This window comes from Pseudoxanthomonas sp. CCNWLY206-1, from assembly GCF_039710385.1.
Lineage (GTDB): Bacteria > Pseudomonadota > Gammaproteobacteria > Xanthomonadales > Xanthomonadaceae > Pseudoxanthomonas_A.
This window is the reverse complement of sequence record NZ_JBDKXI010000001.1, coordinates 873,527-887,930: the sequence shown is the minus strand read 5'-3', so window position 1 is coordinate 887,930 and position 14,404 is coordinate 873,527. Positions and strand designations below refer to the sequence as shown.

General features: G+C 62.3%; 14 protein-coding genes. 10 read left to right on the top strand and 4 right to left on the bottom strand.

Annotated features, from left to right (window positions below; all coding sequences use genetic code 11):
- Positions 1 to 41: 41 nt before the first annotated feature.
- From AADW18_RS03785 to moeB, 5 genes are all read left to right on the top strand, one after another.
- A complete protein-coding gene (locus AADW18_RS03785) occupies positions 42 to 698 on the top strand; it encodes a tetratricopeptide repeat protein (RefSeq protein WP_337342004.1) in 657 nt (218 codons plus the stop codon).
- Entirely contained in the window at positions 698 to 1,903 is a 1,206-nt protein-coding gene (gene bamB / locus AADW18_RS03780) for an outer membrane protein assembly factor BamB (RefSeq protein WP_337342003.1), read from the top strand. The genes AADW18_RS03785 and bamB overlap by 1 nt, the downstream gene beginning before the upstream one ends.
- Positions 1,904 to 2,092: 189 nt before the next feature.
- Complete coding sequence (gene der / locus AADW18_RS03775; RefSeq protein WP_337342002.1) at positions 2,093 to 3,493, top strand: ribosome biogenesis GTPase Der; 1,401 nt, start codon at positions 2,093 to 2,095, stop codon at positions 3,491 to 3,493.
- Between the two features lie 35 nt (positions 3,494 to 3,528).
- Positions 3,529 to 4,761, top strand: a complete 1,233-nt coding sequence (glp, locus tag AADW18_RS03770; RefSeq protein ID WP_337342001.1) for a gephyrin-like molybdotransferase Glp — start codon at positions 3,529 to 3,531, stop codon at positions 4,759 to 4,761.
- 25 nt (positions 4,762 to 4,786) lie between these two features.
- Positions 4,787 to 5,932, top strand: coding sequence for a molybdopterin-synthase adenylyltransferase MoeB (gene moeB, locus AADW18_RS03765; RefSeq protein ID WP_337342000.1), 1,146 nt, complete (start codon positions 4,787 to 4,789; stop codon positions 5,930 to 5,932).
- 68 nt (positions 5,933 to 6,000) lie between these two features.
- On the opposite strand, the gene AADW18_RS03760 is transcribed toward moeB, so the two are convergent.
- Together AADW18_RS03760 and AADW18_RS03755 are read right to left on the bottom strand one after the other, a co-directional pair.
- The gene (locus tag AADW18_RS03760) at positions 6,001 to 6,807 is read right to left on the bottom strand and encodes an alpha/beta hydrolase (RefSeq protein ID WP_337341999.1); all 807 of its coding nucleotides are present in this window, start codon (positions 6,805 to 6,807) and stop codon (positions 6,001 to 6,003) included.
- Positions 6,807 to 7,100 carry a DUF1244 domain-containing protein gene (locus AADW18_RS03755; protein WP_337342116.1) on the bottom strand — a complete coding sequence of 98 codons (294 nt, stop codon included), beginning with the start codon at positions 7,098 to 7,100 and terminating at the stop codon, positions 6,807 to 6,809. The genes AADW18_RS03760 and AADW18_RS03755 overlap by 1 nt, the downstream gene beginning before the upstream one ends.
- Positions 7,101 to 7,264: 164 nt before the next feature.
- Here AADW18_RS03755 and folD point away from each other — a divergent pair, with 164 nt between their 5' ends.
- From folD to tadA, 4 genes are all read left to right on the top strand, one after another.
- Positions 7,265 to 8,119 carry a bifunctional methylenetetrahydrofolate dehydrogenase/methenyltetrahydrofolate cyclohydrolase FolD gene (folD, locus tag AADW18_RS03750; RefSeq protein WP_337341998.1) on the top strand — a complete coding sequence of 285 codons (855 nt, stop codon included), beginning with the start codon at positions 7,265 to 7,267 and terminating at the stop codon, positions 8,117 to 8,119.
- A 239-nt stretch (positions 8,120 to 8,358) separates the two neighbouring features.
- A complete protein-coding gene (gene guaB / locus AADW18_RS03745; RefSeq protein ID WP_337341997.1) occupies positions 8,359 to 9,816 on the top strand; it encodes an IMP dehydrogenase in 1,458 nt (485 codons plus the stop codon).
- 95 nt (positions 9,817 to 9,911) lie between these two features.
- The gene (guaA, locus tag AADW18_RS03740; protein WP_337341996.1) at positions 9,912 to 11,477 is read left to right on the top strand and encodes a glutamine-hydrolyzing GMP synthase; all 1,566 of its coding nucleotides are present in this window, start codon (positions 9,912 to 9,914) and stop codon (positions 11,475 to 11,477) included.
- Between the two features lie 85 nt (positions 11,478 to 11,562).
- Positions 11,563 to 12,045 (top strand): tRNA adenosine(34) deaminase TadA, encoded by a 483-nt coding sequence (tadA, locus tag AADW18_RS03735; protein ID WP_337341995.1) that lies wholly within the window; start codon positions 11,563 to 11,565, stop codon positions 12,043 to 12,045.
- A 113-nt stretch (positions 12,046 to 12,158) separates the two neighbouring features.
- Here the strand turns inward: tadA and AADW18_RS03730 are convergent, their stop codons facing one another.
- Positions 12,159 to 12,623 carry a DUF2721 domain-containing protein gene (locus AADW18_RS03730; RefSeq protein ID WP_337341994.1) on the bottom strand — a complete coding sequence of 155 codons (465 nt, stop codon included), beginning with the start codon at positions 12,621 to 12,623 and terminating at the stop codon, positions 12,159 to 12,161.
- A 117-nt stretch (positions 12,624 to 12,740) separates the two neighbouring features.
- On the opposite strand from AADW18_RS03730, the gene orn reads away from it, so the two are divergent.
- Positions 12,741 to 13,304 carry an oligoribonuclease gene (gene orn, locus AADW18_RS03725; RefSeq protein WP_337341993.1) on the top strand — a complete coding sequence of 188 codons (564 nt, stop codon included), beginning with the start codon at positions 12,741 to 12,743 and terminating at the stop codon, positions 13,302 to 13,304.
- Positions 13,305 to 13,479: 175 nt separating this feature from the next.
- On the opposite strand, the gene AADW18_RS03720 is transcribed toward orn, so the two are convergent.
- A complete protein-coding gene (locus tag AADW18_RS03720; protein WP_337341992.1) occupies positions 13,480 to 14,340 on the bottom strand; it encodes a mechanosensitive ion channel family protein in 861 nt (286 codons plus the stop codon).
- Between the last annotated feature and the right edge of the window lie 64 nt (positions 14,341 to 14,404).

Sequence of the window (14,404 nt, the reverse complement as noted above, 5' to 3'; positions counted from 1 at the left end):
AACTAAATACCAAGACCCCGCCAGACGGGGCAAGAGTACGCATGGCGATTGACGATCTGCTCGACGAACACGAACAAAGCGAACGCGTCCGCACTTGGCTCAGGAATAACGGCGCCGGCCTTATCGGCGGCGTAGCCCTTGGTCTGGCGGTTATTTTTGGCTGGCAGTGGTGGCAGAAGGAACAGGCCAAGCAGAATCAGCAGGCCCATCTTGCGTATCAAACTGCCGTCGAAAGTTTGTCCGGCAATCCCGCGAACGCGAAGCCGGACCCCGCTAAAACCAAGGCTGCCGTCGCCAAGCTGAAAGATGCGGGGGATCAGATCTATGCCGATCTAGCCGGACTGCAGCTGGCCAAAGTCCAGGTTGACGCCGGGCAACGGGATGAGGCGATCGCTACCTTGCGTGGACTGACCCCCGATGCCTCCTTGCGTCCCTTGGTCAATCTGCGGCTCGCGCGTCTGCTGACCGATGCTGGCAAGCCCGATGAAGCACTCAAGCTGCTTGGCCAAGCCGATGATCCGGCTGGGCTGGAAGTCCGTGGCGACGCTTTGCTGGCGGCCGGCAAGCGCGAAGAAGCGCGTGACGCCTATACCAAGGCCCTGACCGGTCTGGACGTGGCGGCGCCGCAGCGCCGACTGGTGGAACTGAAACTTACCGACGCGGGCGGTACGCCTCCTAAGTCTGGAGAGCCGACCTGATGAGGCCGCAATCGATGTTTAAGCGAATCGCCATTGTCGCGGCACTGGCGCTGGTGTTGTCTGGTTGCAGCACCGTAAAAGGCTGGTTCGGCGGAAAAGACAAGGAAAACGAAAAACCCACGGAGCCGGCGGAACTGGCCGACTTCACCCCAAGCGTCACGGTGTCCAAGCTGTGGAGCGCCAATGCAGGCAAGGGTGAGGACAAGCTGGGTCTGCAGCAGACGCCGGTGGTCGAAGACGGCAAGGTCTATGCGGCGGCAGTGGAAGGGGGCGTGCGCGTTTTCGATCTGCAGACCGGTAAAAAGGTCTGGGAATACGAGCCCGAGAAAGAAAAGAAGAAACCAGAACTACGCCTTTCCGGTGGTCCGGGTGTAGGTGAAGGACTGGTTGCCATTGGTACCCTCGAAGGCCAGGTGATCGCGCTCGACGCGGCTTCCGGCACGGAAAAGTGGCGCGCCAAGGTGCCGAGCGAAGTCATCACCGCGCCGGCCATCGGCGACGGCCTGGTGTTCGTGCGCAGCAACGATGGCCGAGTATCCGCTTTCGACGCCACCAACGGCGAACGCCGGTGGTTCCACAATCAGGAACCACCCACTTTGACGGTACGCGGCAACGCATCGCTGACTCTGGGCCCAGGCGTCCTGTTCGTTGGCAATGATGACGGCACTGTATCGGCGCTGGCGGTAAATGACGGCCGCGAAATCTGGAACCAGACCGTGGGCGTCCCCAGCGGCCGCACTGAGCTGGAACGCATGGCTGACGTCGACGGTGCACCGGTACTGGAAGGCACCACCTTGTTCGCTACCAGCTTCAAGAAGGAAACCGTGGCGCTGGAAGGTCCGAGCGGCCGACCGCTGTGGGCGCGCGAAAACGGCGGTGTGGGCGGATTGGGCGTTACCAGCAGCAGTGTGGTCGTCGCTGATCCGGCGGGCACCGTGTGGGCGCTGGACAAGTACAGCGGCGCACCCATGTGGTCCAACCCCTCGCTGGCGCGCCGTTCGCTGACCGGCCCCAGCATCCATGGTGATTACGCCGTGGTTGGCGATCTGGATGGCTACCTGCATTGGCTAAAGCTCGATAACGGCGAACTCGCTGCGCGCGAGCGGGCCGGCCGCAAGCCGCTGCGGGGCAAGCCCGTGGTCGCCGATGGCATTCTGATAGTCCAGAACGTCAATGGCGAACTGACGGCCTTCCGCTTCCAATAATAGGGCGCGGCGGGCCACCGGCCGAAGCTGCCCCAAAGCCGGGAAGTTTCTGTGCGGCGCCCACTGGCGCCGCGACGTGCGGGCGTTTTCCCGATACCATGGCGCCCTCGTTCGTGGTCGCGCCGGGGCGGGTGGGCCGTTGGCTTGCCGCTCCGCTCCCCATTTCGTTTCCGGTCTTCGGCACCTTTCATGCTTCCCCTTGTCGCCCTTGTGGGCCGTCCCAACGTCGGCAAATCGACGCTATTCAATGCGCTGACTCGCAGCCGCGATGCACTTGTGCACGATGAGCCTGGCGTTACCCGTGATCGCAACTACGGCGTTTGCCGACTCGATCCCGATCAGCCTTTCGCCGTTGTGGATACCGGCGGTATCGCGGGTCAGGAAGAAGGGCTGGCTGGAGCCACCGCGCGTCAGGCACGCGCTGCTGCCGAAGAAGCCGACCTCGTACTGTTCATCGTTGACGGCCGCGAAGGCGCCTCGTCACTGGATGACGAAATCCTGGCCTGGCTGCGCAAGACTGCGCGGCCGACGATGCTGGTGATCAACAAGATCGATGGCCTGGAGGAATCCACGGCACGTTCGGACTTCGCGCGCTACGGCTTCAGCGACGTCATCGCCGTTTCCGCCGCGCATCGCCAGGGTATCGACGATCTGCTGGAAGAGGTGCTGGGACGCTTGCCGGAAGAAGGCGACGCCGAGGTGCTCGATGACGATCCCGCACGTGTGCGTATCGCCTTCGTTGGCCGCCCTAACGTCGGCAAGTCCACCTTGGTCAATCGTCTGCTTGGCGAAGAGCGGATGATCGCTTCGGAAGTCCCGGGCACCACGCGCGATTCCATCGCGGTGGATATGGAGCGGGACGGTCGTCAGTACCGCTTGGTCGACACTGCCGGCTTGCGCCGTAAATCCAAAGTGGACGAGGCGGTGGAGAAGTTCTCGATCGTCAAGACCTTGCAGGCCATCGAGCAGTGCCAGGTTGCGGTACTGCTGCTGGATGCCACCGAAGGCGTCACCGATCAGGATGCCAGCGTGTTGGGCGCGATCCTCGATGCCGGCCGCGCCTTGGTGGTCGCCATCAACAAATGGGACGGGCTGACCACGTACCAGCGCGAACAAGCGGAAGCGCTGTTGTCGCGCAAGCTCAGCTTCGTGGAATGGGCAGAAGCGGTGCGGATTTCGGCCAAGCACGGTTCCGGGCTACGCGAGTTGTTCCGCGCCATCCATCGCGCGCATGCGTCGGCCACCAAGGAACTGGTTACCAGCGAGGTCAATAAAGCGCTGGAAATCGCCTACGAAACCAATCCGCCACCCAGCATCCGCGGCCACGTCTCCAAGCTGCGCTTCGTACATCCCGGCGGCACCAATCCACCGACGTTCATCGTGCACGGCACCCGGCTTAAGGTGCTGCCCGAGTCATATAAGCGCTATCTGGAAAATTTCTTCCGTAAGCGTTTCAAGCTGGTCGGCACGCCGGTGAGATTCATCTTCAAGGAAGGCGTGAACCCTTACGAAGGCAAGAAGAACGTCTTGACCGAAAAGCAAGTGGCCAAGAAGCGTCGTTTGATCCGCCACGTCAAGCGCGGCAAATAGGCAGCTCCTCAGCCGCTGTGTCCGCACCGTAAACGATGAATGACCTTCCCACCCGTATCGCTTATGAGCAAGCCGTGGCTATCGTCCAGCGGGTTGCCGGCGAGCGGCGGTTGACGCAGGAACGGATCGCGATCCGTCGTGCTGACGGACGCATTCTGGCTGAGCCGATTCAAGCGCCGATCTCCCTGCCGCCATTCGACAACAGTCGCATGGATGGTTTCGCTCTCCGCCACGCAGACGTACAGCACGCAGATACACGGGCGGACAGCCCGGTTCGCCTGCGCATCGTCGGCGAGCAATTTGCTGGTTACGACACAGGCCTGCGCATCGGTGCGGGGGAATGCGCGCGTATCACCACTGGCGCGCCATTGCCTGCCGGCGCGGACACTGTCGTTGTCAAAGAAAACGTCCGAGAACACGATGGCGTCATCGATCTGGAAGCCATCCCCGGTGCGGGAGCCGACATCCGCCGGGCTGGCGACGATGTGGCTGCCGGTGACGTGGTACTGCAAGCAGGGCAGGTACTGACACCCGCGCGCCTGAGCCTGATCGCCGCGTTGGGCATTGCCGACGTGATGGTTTCCCGGCGGCCCACCGTCGCGGTGTTCACCACGGGCGACGAACTGGTCGAGCCGGGTCTACCGTTGGCGCCGGGACAGATATACAACAGCAATCGCGAATTGCTGATGGGACTGTTGCGCGCGCAAGGGCTGGAGCCTACGGCGTGGCCGAGCCTGCCGGACGACCCAACTCGAATCGAATCTCAGCTGCGCGACGCGGCATCCGCGTTCGATGTGGTGATCACTTGCGGCGGCGTTTCCGCTGGCGAGAAAGACCTGCTTCCGGCGATGCTGGGTACGCATGGCCAGATCCATTTCTGGAAAGTGCGGATGAAACCCGGTATGCCGGTATTGTTCGGCACTTTGGAACGTGCCGCGTTTCTGGGGCTGCCCGGTAATCCTGTATCGGTGCTGGCCACCTTCAGCAACCTTGGGCGTGCGCTGTTGGACGGACTGCAGGGCAGGGAGGAATCCCGTCCGCGTTGGTTCGCCGCGCTTGCGGCCGCCTGGACCAAGACCCACGACCGCCATGAATTCCTGCGTGGCCGATTGAACTGCGGCCCGGATGGGAGGTTGTCGGTCACGCCTCATCCTGCCGACGCTTCCCACCGTCTACGCGGTGCGGCCGACAGCGACGTGTTGATCGTGCTGCCTGAAGGCGCGCGCAACTACGCGAGTGGCGATGTGGTGGAAGTCATCGGTTACTGACGGACGTTTGCGGGATAATTCCGGCATGGGCATCCACGAAATCACCCCGGCTGACGTCCGGAAGCACCTGGCACGCGGTGCACTGTTCTTCGACGTGCGCGAAGAATACGAAAGAGCGAGTGGGCAGGCCGAAGGCGCGCGGGGCGTCTCCAAGGCAGTGCTGGAAGCCAATCCCGGTGCACATGCGCCCGACCGCAGCACGGAGATCGTACTGATCTGCCAGAAGGGCGGACGTTCGCTTGAAACGGCGCAAGTGCTGCATGCCGCCGGCTACACCCGCGTGATGTCGGTGGCCGGCGGCACCTCGCGCTGGATCGAAGAACGATTGCCGATCGTCACCCCGCAGCTCGACGCCGAACAGCAGGATTTCTACGAACGTTATTCGCGCCATTTGCTCCTGCCGGAAGTAGGTGTCGCCGGCCAGCACAGGTTGCAGCGTGCGCGTGTGCTGATGATCGGCGCCGGCGGCTTGGGCTCGCCGGCAGCGTTCTATCTGGCGGCGGCCGGTGTAGGCCATCTGCGTATCGCCGATGACGACGTCGTGGATCGCAGTAACCTGCAACGGCAGATCCTGCATACCGAAGCACGCATCGGCACACCGAAAGTGGCGTCGGCCCAGGCCACGCTTTCCGCGCTCAATCCACGCATGCAAGTGGAGGCCGTGGCCGAGCGGGTGACCTCCGACAACATCGATCGGCTATTGGACGGTGTGGATGTCGTATTGGATGGCGCAGACAATTTTCCGGTGCGCTATCTGCTCAACGATGCCTGCATCAAACACGGCAAACCGCTGGTGTACGGCGCCGTGCAGCGTTTCGAAGGGCAGGTCAGCGTGTTCGATGCCGGACGGCGTCGCGGACAAGCGCCCTGCTATCGCTGCCTGTTTCCGGAGCCGCCGCCACCGGAGTTCGCGCCCAACTGTGCGGAAGCGGGCGTGCTGGGCGTCCTGCCGGGCGTCATTGGCCTATTGCAGGCCAACGAAACGATCAAGTTGATCTTGGAAATCGGCGAATCGCTGGCGGGCCGGCTGCTCAATTTCGACGCGTTGTCGATGCGCTTTCGCGAAGTCCGGCTGCGGCCGGATCCAGGATGCCCGGTGTGCGCGGTAGGCGCGCCATTTCCTGGCTATATCGACTACCAGCGTTTCTGCTCAGTGTCTTCCCGGGCGTAGGTCGGGGCCATGCTCACGACGCCTTGTCCGTCCCGGAGCACCGCATGCGTCGGCCGGGCAGCGCCAAGCTACCTGCGTTCGGGCCGATTGGCCTCCACCGTTTCCGCTTGCACGAACGTCGCAAGCGATTGCCAGTAACGCGGATCACTGGAAAGATTGTTGTGATCTGCTCGCGGGAACGCGACGATCTCGGGTTCTCGAGGCAGCCCGGCGATCAATCGATCGGTATGTCGCGCTGGGATCACGGCATCGTTCGGCGCGCGGATGACCATCAGCGGTCCTGCGTGTTGCGGCAGATAGCGAAACGATTCATACCGGTCGCGGACCAGCCAGCGCACGGGAAAAAGCGGGTAGTGCGTTTGCCCGACATCGGCCAGGCTGTCGAACGGGGTCACCAGCACCAGCCTGTCAACCGTGCGCTGCGAGGCCAGGTAGCTGGCAACGCCGCTACCCAGGCTGCGGCCTATCACTGCGATGGGGCCGGCATGGCGTTGCCGAACATCGTCATATATCGTCAGAGCATCCGCGAATAACGCGTTCTGGTCAGGCTGTCCATCGCTCGCACCATAGCCGCGATAGGCGATCAGATAGCTGCTGCGGCTGGGAAAATACCGGGCGAAACCGCCACGGTTCAACTCGATGCTTTCGCCGTTGCCGCCGAAGTAGAGGATGGCGCCTGAGCGGCCCGGATTGGCCACCCAGCCGCGGAGAACGACATCGCTTCGGTCGATGCTGACATCGGTTTGCGCAGCGGCTACGCGCGTCGTCTCGGGGAAGTAGATCAACGCGCGCTGCTTGGCATAGAGCAACCCGCACAGCGCCAGATACAGCAGCGCGAAAAGCGCGAGGAAGATCAGCAGCGTTTTGCCTATCACTAGGGTCTGTTTTGCGTGGCTTCGAAAGCGGCGAGCTGCTCCGGCGTTGCGTCCTTCTGGTGTTTCGCCTTCCATTGAGCGAACGGCATGCCGTAGACGTGTTCGCGAGCTTTTTCCTTATCCATCGGTTGGCCGGCGGATTCGGCCGCTTCGCGATACCAGTCCGCCAGGCAGTTTCGGCAAAAACCGGCGAGGATCATCAGGTCGATGTTCTGTACATCAGGGCGATCCTGATTGAGATGTTTCAGCAATCGGCGGAAGGCGGCAGCTTCCAGGGCAGTGGTGTCGGTCATGGTCGGGTTCCTTGGGGGCGTCCCGTGGGCGCGAGCTTTTGAAAGATTGTCGATCATCTTTCTGGCTGAATTATCGTGAAAAGCTGGCGCCATGGAGGCGCTCCTACAACCCGGCTCGCGAATCGGGGACAATACACGCCGAGACTTTACACCTGATCCCCCTGATGACCGCGCGAATCCTCGATGGCCGCCGTATTGCCGAAGACCTGCTGGACGACCTGAAAGCCAAGGTCGATGCGCGCATTGCCGCGGGTTTGCCGCGCCCGGGATTGGCTGTTGTCCTGGTGGGAGGGGATCCGGCCTCGGCCGTCTACGTGCGCAATAAGCGACGCGCGGCGGAAAAAGTCGGCATCGCGGCATACGACTACGACCTGCCTGCCGGTACGGGCGAGCGGGAACTGCTGGCCCTGATCGATCAACTGAACGCGGATCCGAAGATCCACGGCATTCTGGTGCAGTTGCCGCTGCCGGGCATTCCCGATGCCAGCCGCCTGATCCACCAGATCGATCCGCGCAAGGATGTGGATGGTTTTCATCCCGAGAACGTCGGCCATCTGGCCCTGCGCCAGTTCGGTTTGCGCCCGTGTACTCCACGCGGCATCACCACGCTGCTGGCCTATACAGATCGACCCGTGCGCGGACAGAACGCCACCATCGTGGGCGTCAGCAATCACGTCGGCAGGCCGATGGCGCTGGAACTTCTCATCGCCGGCTGCACCGTGACCAGCTGCCACAAGTTCACTCCGCCGGACGTGCTGCGCAGCCGAGTCGGCGACGCCGACATCCTGGTGGTGGCGGCCGGCAAACCGAGCTTGATTCCGGGGGAATGGGTCAAGCCCGGCGCCGTCGTCATCGATGTGGGCATCAACCGACTGGAGGACGGGCGTCTGGTCGGCGACGTAGGCTTCGACGAAGCCGCCAAACGGGCCAGTTGGATTACCCCCGTCCCCGGCGGCGTCGGGCCGATGACCGTCGCGACGCTGATGCAGAACACGCTGGAAGCCGCCGAAGCGCCGTGAAGTCGGCCGCTGCGCCGCCTGCAAAGGGACAAGTCGGCCACGGTGCGGCCTGCAAAGATGAGGCGTCACCGCTTTTACTGACAGCGCCGTAGCTGCGACTTACCTCTTTGCAGCTCGCGTAGCGAGCGACTTTCCACCTGTCTACGCGACGCATCGTTGCCGAACCGGTAGCCCGGGAATTCCAACCAACCCGCCAAACAAGGTACAATGTCGCGCTTCCCCAACTACCGGGTCCGCCGATGCTACGCATCCAGGCTGAAGCACTCACCTACGACGACGTTTCCCTCGTCCCCGCTCATTCCATCGTCCTGCCTAAAGACGTCGACCTGGGTACGCGCCTGACGCGCAGCCTGAGTTTGAAGTTGCCGATCGTCTCGGCCGCCATGGATACCGTCACCGAAGCGCGCCTTGCCATCGCCATGGCCCAGCTGGGCGGCATCGGCATCATCCATAAGAACCTGACCGTTGAGCAGCAGGCCGCCGAAGTGGCGAAGGTCAAGAAGTTCGAAGCCGGCGTCATCAAGGAACCCTTCACGGTCGGGCCGGAAACCACGATTGGCGAGGTGCTGAAACTGACCCGCGCCCGCAACATCTCCGGTGTGCCGGTGGTGGACGGCGGGCAGCTGGTGGGCATCGTCACCAGCCGTGACATGCGATTCGAGACCAAGCTAGACGATCCGGTCCGCCACATCATGACCAAGAAGGAGCGCCTGATCACCGTCAAGGAAGGCGCCAGCGACCAGGAAGTGCTGCAACTGCTGCATAAGCATCGCATCGAAAAAATCCTGGTGGTCAACGACGGCTTCGACCTGCGCGGCCTGATTACCGTCAAGGACATCCAGAAGAAGACCGACAACCCCAACGCCGCCAAGGACAGCGCCAGCCGATTGGTGGTGGGCGCCGCCGTGGGCGTGGGCGGAGACACCGATCAGCGCATCGAAGCGTTGGTGGCTGCGGGCGTGGACGTGGTGATCGTCGATACCGCGCATGGGCATTCGCAGGGCGTCATCGATCGCGTGGCCTGGGCCAAGAAGCAGTTCCCGCAGTTGCAGGTCATTGGCGGCAACATCGTCACCGGCGACGCCGCACTGGCGCTGATGGATGCCGGTGCCGATGCGGTGAAGGTCGGCGTGGGTCCGGGTTCGATCTGTACTACACGCATGGTCGCCGGCGTCGGCGTGCCGCAAATCACGGCGGTCAGCATGGTCGCGGAAGCCCTGCAGGATCGTATTCCGCTGATTGCCGATGGCGGCATCCGCTACTCCGGCGATATCGGCAAGGCCATTGTTGCCGGCGCTTCCACGGTGATGATCGGCGGGTTGTTCGCCGGCACCGAGGAAGCTCCGGGTGAAGTGGAATTGTTCCAAGGCCGCAGCTACAAGAGCTATCGCGGCATGGGCAGCCTGGGCGCGATGGAGAAGGGTAGCAAGGACCGCTATTTCCAGGATGCCAGCGACGCCGACAAGCTGGTGCCGGAAGGCATTGAAGGTCGGGTTCCTTACCGCGGACCGCTCAGCGGCATCATCCATCAGTTGATCGGCGGCTTGCGCGCGACCATGGGTTACGTGGGTTGCGCCACCATCGAAGAGATGCAGAAGAAGCCGCAGTTCGTGACCATCACCGGCGCCGGTCAGCGCGAAAGCCACGTGCACGACGTGCAGATCACCAAGGAACCACCGAATTACCGGATGGGCTAAAAGCCTATCCGGGAATGGGGAATCGGGAATCGGGAATCGATGAACCCCCAGCGTTTCAGCGATTCCCGATTCTCCATCCTCGATTCCCGGCCCCCATGACCGATATCCACAGCGACAAGATCCTCATCCTAGATTTCGGTGCGCAGTACACGCAGCTGATCGCGCGGCGTATTCGCGAAATCGGTGTGTACTGCGAAATCTGGGCCTGGGACCATGATCCCGCTGAAATCGCGGCATATGGCGCCAAGGGGATCATCCTGTCGGGCGGTCCGGAATCCACTACTCAACATGGCGCACCGGCCGCGCCGCAGGAAGTCTTCGATTCGGGTCTACCGATTCTTGGCATTTGCTATGGCATGCAGACGTTGGCCGCGCAGCTGGGTGGCGCCACCGAAGCCGCGGACGCGCGCGAGTTCGGTCATGCGGAAGTGGAAATCGTCGCGCCGGATGCATTGTTTTCAGGCCTCAGCGACCACGGCGGCGAGCCACGCCTGAACGTGTGGATGAGCCATGGCGATCACGTCGCCAAGGCGCCACCCGGCTTCACTGTTACCGCCAAAACGGACCGTATTCCGGTTGCGGCGATGTCCAATGAGACCAAGCGCTGGTATGGCGTGCAGTTCCACCCGGAAGTAACGCACACCTTGCAGGGCGAAACCCTGCTGCGGCGATTCGTGGTGGATATCTGCGGCTGCAAGACGCTGTGGACCGCTGCCCACATCATCGAAGACCAGATTGCCCGCGTGCGCGAGCAGGTCGGCTCGGATGAGGTGATCCTCGGGTTATCCGGCGGCGTGGACTCTTCGGTGGTCGCCGCACTGCTGCACAAGGCCATCGGCGATCAGCTGACTTGTGTGTTCGTGGATACCGGCCTGCTGCGTTGGCAGGAAGGCGACCAGGTGATGGCGATGTTCGCCGAGCACATGGGTGTCAAGGTGATCCGGGTGAACGCCGCTGACCGTTATTTCAATGCGCTGGAAGGCGTGGCGGACCCGGAAGCCAAGCGCAAGATCATCGGCAATTTGTTCGTTGATATCTTCGATGAAGAAGCCGGCAAGCTGGCCAACGCCAAATGGCTGGCGCAGGGCACCATCTACCCCGACGTGATCGAATCGGCCGGCAGCAAGACCGGCAAGGCGCACGTCATCAAGAGCCACCACAACGTCGGCGGTCTGCCAGCACATATGAAGCTGGGCTTGGTGGAGCCGCTACGCGAACTGTTCAAGGACGAAGTGCGCCGCCTGGGCGTCGAATTAGGCCTGCCGCGCAGCATGGTGTACCGCCACCCATTCCCCGGCCCCGGCCTGGGTGTGCGCATCCTGGGCGAAGTGAAGCGCGAGTACGCCGAACTCCTGGCCAAGGCCGATGCGATCTTTATCGAAGAATTGCGAAAAGCCGAGCTGTACGACAAGACCAGCCAGGCGTTCGCCGTATTCCTGCCGGTGAAATCCGTCGGCGTGGTGGGCGACGCCCGCGCCTACGAATGGGTGATCGCATTGCGCGCAGTGGAGACCATCGATTTCATGACCGCGCACTGGGCACACTTGCCGTACGACTTCCTGGGTACGGTTTCCAACCGCATCATCAATGAGCTGAGGGGTATATCCCGCGTGGTGTACGACATCAGCGGCAAGCCGCCAGCGACCATCGAATGGGAATGAGGGGTGCGATGGATACGCTGACGTCTTCGCGTTCCGCTGCTCCTGGCCCATGGCCCATGGCCGATGGGGCCCGCCCGTTACAGAAATGAATTCACTGCTGCCCGACGAGCACTGGATGCACCATGCCTTTGCGCTGGCCGATCGGGCGGAACAAGAGTTCGATGAGATACCGGTGGGCGCGGTGCTGGTCAGCTCGGACGGCGAAGTGCTTGGTGAAGGCTGGAACCGTAACCTGGCTGACAGCGATCCAAGCGCCCATGCTGAGATCGTCGCGATGCGGCAGGCGGGGCGGAAGCTGGGTAACCATCGTCTGATTGGGACCACGCTATACGTGACCTTGGAGCCCTGCGCGATGTGTGCCATGGCCTTGGTGCACGCGCGGGTAAGCCGCTTGGTGTTCGCTGCCAGTGACCCCAAGACCGGCGCCTGCGGCAGCGTATTCGATCTGATCTCCGATCCACGCCACAACCATCGGGTGGCAGTGCAGGGCGGGGTACTGGCGGAAGAAGCCAGCCGGCGGCTGAGCAATTACTTCCGCGCCAAGCGTGGCAAGCCGCCGCTACCGTAGCCACACCTGCCGTAGCGTGCGCGGTGCGTACGAATAGAGGGTGGAGGTCGGTGCCGCGCCTGGAATGGGTCACGACGTGCGCGCAGTGCACGCTACGTACCTGACCTGCCGCTCTACCTGATCGGCGTCTTGCGCCGGAAATGGCGGTGGTCCATTTCCTCGTTGATCGCGGTCACCGCCAGGGTGGACTCCCGCGCCAGCAGCAAGCTGGCCGCCAGCATTGCCAGCACACCGGCGGCGGCCAGCCAAGTCGGCAGGGCACCCAGGCGATGCCCGACGAAGGTGTCCACGGCCACCGCCAGGCTGGTACCGACAAACAGGCTGATGGCACCGTAAAGGAGTTGGCCCGCGCGCAAGATAATCAGGCTGCGCCGGCGTTGCAGGGCGATACGCCTTTCGTAGAGCACGCGCTCAGCCTCGTCCTCGATGTCCACCAGCTCGCGCAGCAGCGTGCGGGCGCGATCGATGATGCGGGCCAGGCGATTATTGGCTGACAGCAACAGCGAAGCCGTCGCGGTGAGGAAAAAGGCCGGGGCCAGCATCGCGGTGAGCACGGCGTAGTGGGCGAAATTGTTCATGGGCCGGTGGTGGTGGTGGTCTGCGTTATCATGCCATGGCACGGTTTTTTTCCGCGCCCCGGATCGAAATCTCCGGACCATGCTAAACATTGCGGCCAAACATCCACGGGAAGGTGCATGACAGTCAGCCACGCGAACAACGACCGTCTTATCTGGATAGATCTGGAAATGACCGGATTGGACACCGGTAAGGACTCCATCCTGGAAATCGCGACGGTGGTGACGGATTCCCAGTTGAACATATTGGCCGAAGGGCCGGAACTGGCTATCGCCCATACGCTGGAGACGCTGGACGCGATGGACGATTGGAACCGCAATCAGCACCGCAAGTCCGGATTGTGGCAGCGAGTGCTGGAAAGCCAGGTCAATCTGGCGCAGGCCGAGGCACAGACAGTCGCTTTCCTGTCGCAATGGGTACAGCCGAATGCGTCGCCCATGTGCGGCAACTCCATCTGCCAGGATCGCCGTTTCATGCATCGCTTGATGCCGCGACTGGAGAAGTACTTCCATTACCGCAATCTGGATGTCAGCACACTCAAGGAACTGGCGCGCCGCTGGGCGCCCGCCGTACTGGAAGGCGTACGCAAGCAGTCTGCGCACACCGCGTTGAGTGACGTGCGTGATTCTATTGAAGAGCTACGCCACTACCGCAAGCACCTGGCGGAATTGGCGGGAGGCTGAGCGCACATCGCTTCGTCCCCTCCTTAAAGTGTTCCTCAACAGCCGAATGGCTGTTCAAGGGCGCCATGGAGATTCGCTTTTTCTTCTGTCTTTGAGAGCAAAAGCAAATCCCCCTTAATCCCCCCTTTACAAAAGGGGGAGCAAAGCAAAAACCTTTCCCGATCCGCGCTTCACCTCAATCGGCCTCTTCAGCCGGCTTCGCAAGCTTCATCAACAGCGGCATGTCCGCGGACGCCTCGCCGCCTTGTGCAAGGTGGTGGTACATGTGGACGTCGCGTTGCGGGTAGGGAATGCTGAGGCCCGCAGCGTCGAAAGCCTTCTTGATGCGTTCGAGCAGTTCGCATTTGGTAGCGAAGAAATCTTCATTGCGGACGTGGCAGCGGATGCCCAAGTCGACGCTGCTCTCGGCAAGGGCGTAAACCAGCACATCGGCCGGCGGTTCCGCCAATACGCGTTTGTCGGCGCCCATCACTTCCAGCGCCGTTGCGCGCGCCAGGTCGATGTCGTCGGAGTAGGAAATACCGACGATCATCTCGATGCGGCGCATGTAGTCCGGCGTCAGATTGACGATGGAATCGCCGGTGATCAGGCTGTTGGGCAGCACGATGAGCTGGTTATCTGCGCCGCGCAGTTGAGTCTGGAAAATGCTGACGGCCTCGACTTTGCCGGATTCTCCGGCGATCTTCACGATATCGCCGACGCGAAAAGGCTTGAGTGAAACCAGCATCACGCCCGAGGCCACGTTGGACAGCGAGTCTTTCAGCGCCAAGCCTATCGCCAGCCCTGCTGCGCCAATCACCGCGACCAGCGAGGTTGGCGCCACACCGAAAACCAGTTGCAGGATGGCCAACACCAGCACCACCAGCAGAATGACGTAGATCACCTTGCGCAGGAACAGCGCGGCGGTGGGTTCGAGATTCGCCCGGCTCATGGCCTTGCTGATCAGCCCAGAGGCCCATTTGACCAGACGAATACCGATGTAGAGCGCCACCAGCCCTATCGCGATGCGCATGCCTGCCGAGAGGAGGACATGCATCCAAGCGTCCTCATTCGCGTTCTTCCACCAAGTTGCCAGGTTCTTCCACCGATCCACGTCGTGC

Excerpts from the sequence above, each read along its gene's own strand:
- AADW18_RS03785 (WP_337342004.1), top strand. The coding sequence starts at position 42 with ATGGCGATTGACGATCTGCTCGACGAACACGAACAAAGCGAACGCGTC.
- bamB (WP_337342003.1), top strand. The coding sequence starts at position 698 with ATGAGGCCGCAATCGATGTTTAAGCGAATCGCCATTGTCGCGGCACTG.
- der (WP_337342002.1), top strand. The coding sequence starts at position 2,093 with ATGCTTCCCCTTGTCGCCCTTGTGGGCCGTCCCAACGTCGGCAAATCG.
- glp (WP_337342001.1), top strand. The coding sequence starts at position 3,529 with ATGAATGACCTTCCCACCCGTATCGCTTATGAGCAAGCCGTGGCTATC.
- moeB (WP_337342000.1), top strand. The coding sequence starts at position 4,787 with ATGGGCATCCACGAAATCACCCCGGCTGACGTCCGGAAGCACCTGGCA.
- AADW18_RS03755 (WP_337342116.1), bottom strand. The coding sequence starts at position 7,100 with ATGACCGACACCACTGCCCTGGAAGCTGCCGCCTTCCGCCGATTGCTG.
- folD (WP_337341998.1), top strand. The coding sequence starts at position 7,265 with ATGACCGCGCGAATCCTCGATGGCCGCCGTATTGCCGAAGACCTGCTG.
- guaB (WP_337341997.1), top strand. The coding sequence starts at position 8,359 with ATGCTACGCATCCAGGCTGAAGCACTCACCTACGACGACGTTTCCCTC.
- guaA (WP_337341996.1), top strand. The coding sequence starts at position 9,912 with ATGACCGATATCCACAGCGACAAGATCCTCATCCTAGATTTCGGTGCG.
- tadA (WP_337341995.1), top strand. The coding sequence starts at position 11,563 with ATGAATTCACTGCTGCCCGACGAGCACTGGATGCACCATGCCTTTGCG.
- AADW18_RS03730 (WP_337341994.1), bottom strand. The coding sequence starts at position 12,623 with ATGAACAATTTCGCCCACTACGCCGTGCTCACCGCGATGCTGGCCCCG.
- orn (WP_337341993.1), top strand. The coding sequence starts at position 12,741 with ATGACAGTCAGCCACGCGAACAACGACCGTCTTATCTGGATAGATCTG.
- AADW18_RS03720 (WP_337341992.1), bottom strand. The coding sequence starts at position 14,340 with ATGCATGTCCTCCTCTCGGCAGGCATGCGCATCGCGATAGGGCTGGTG.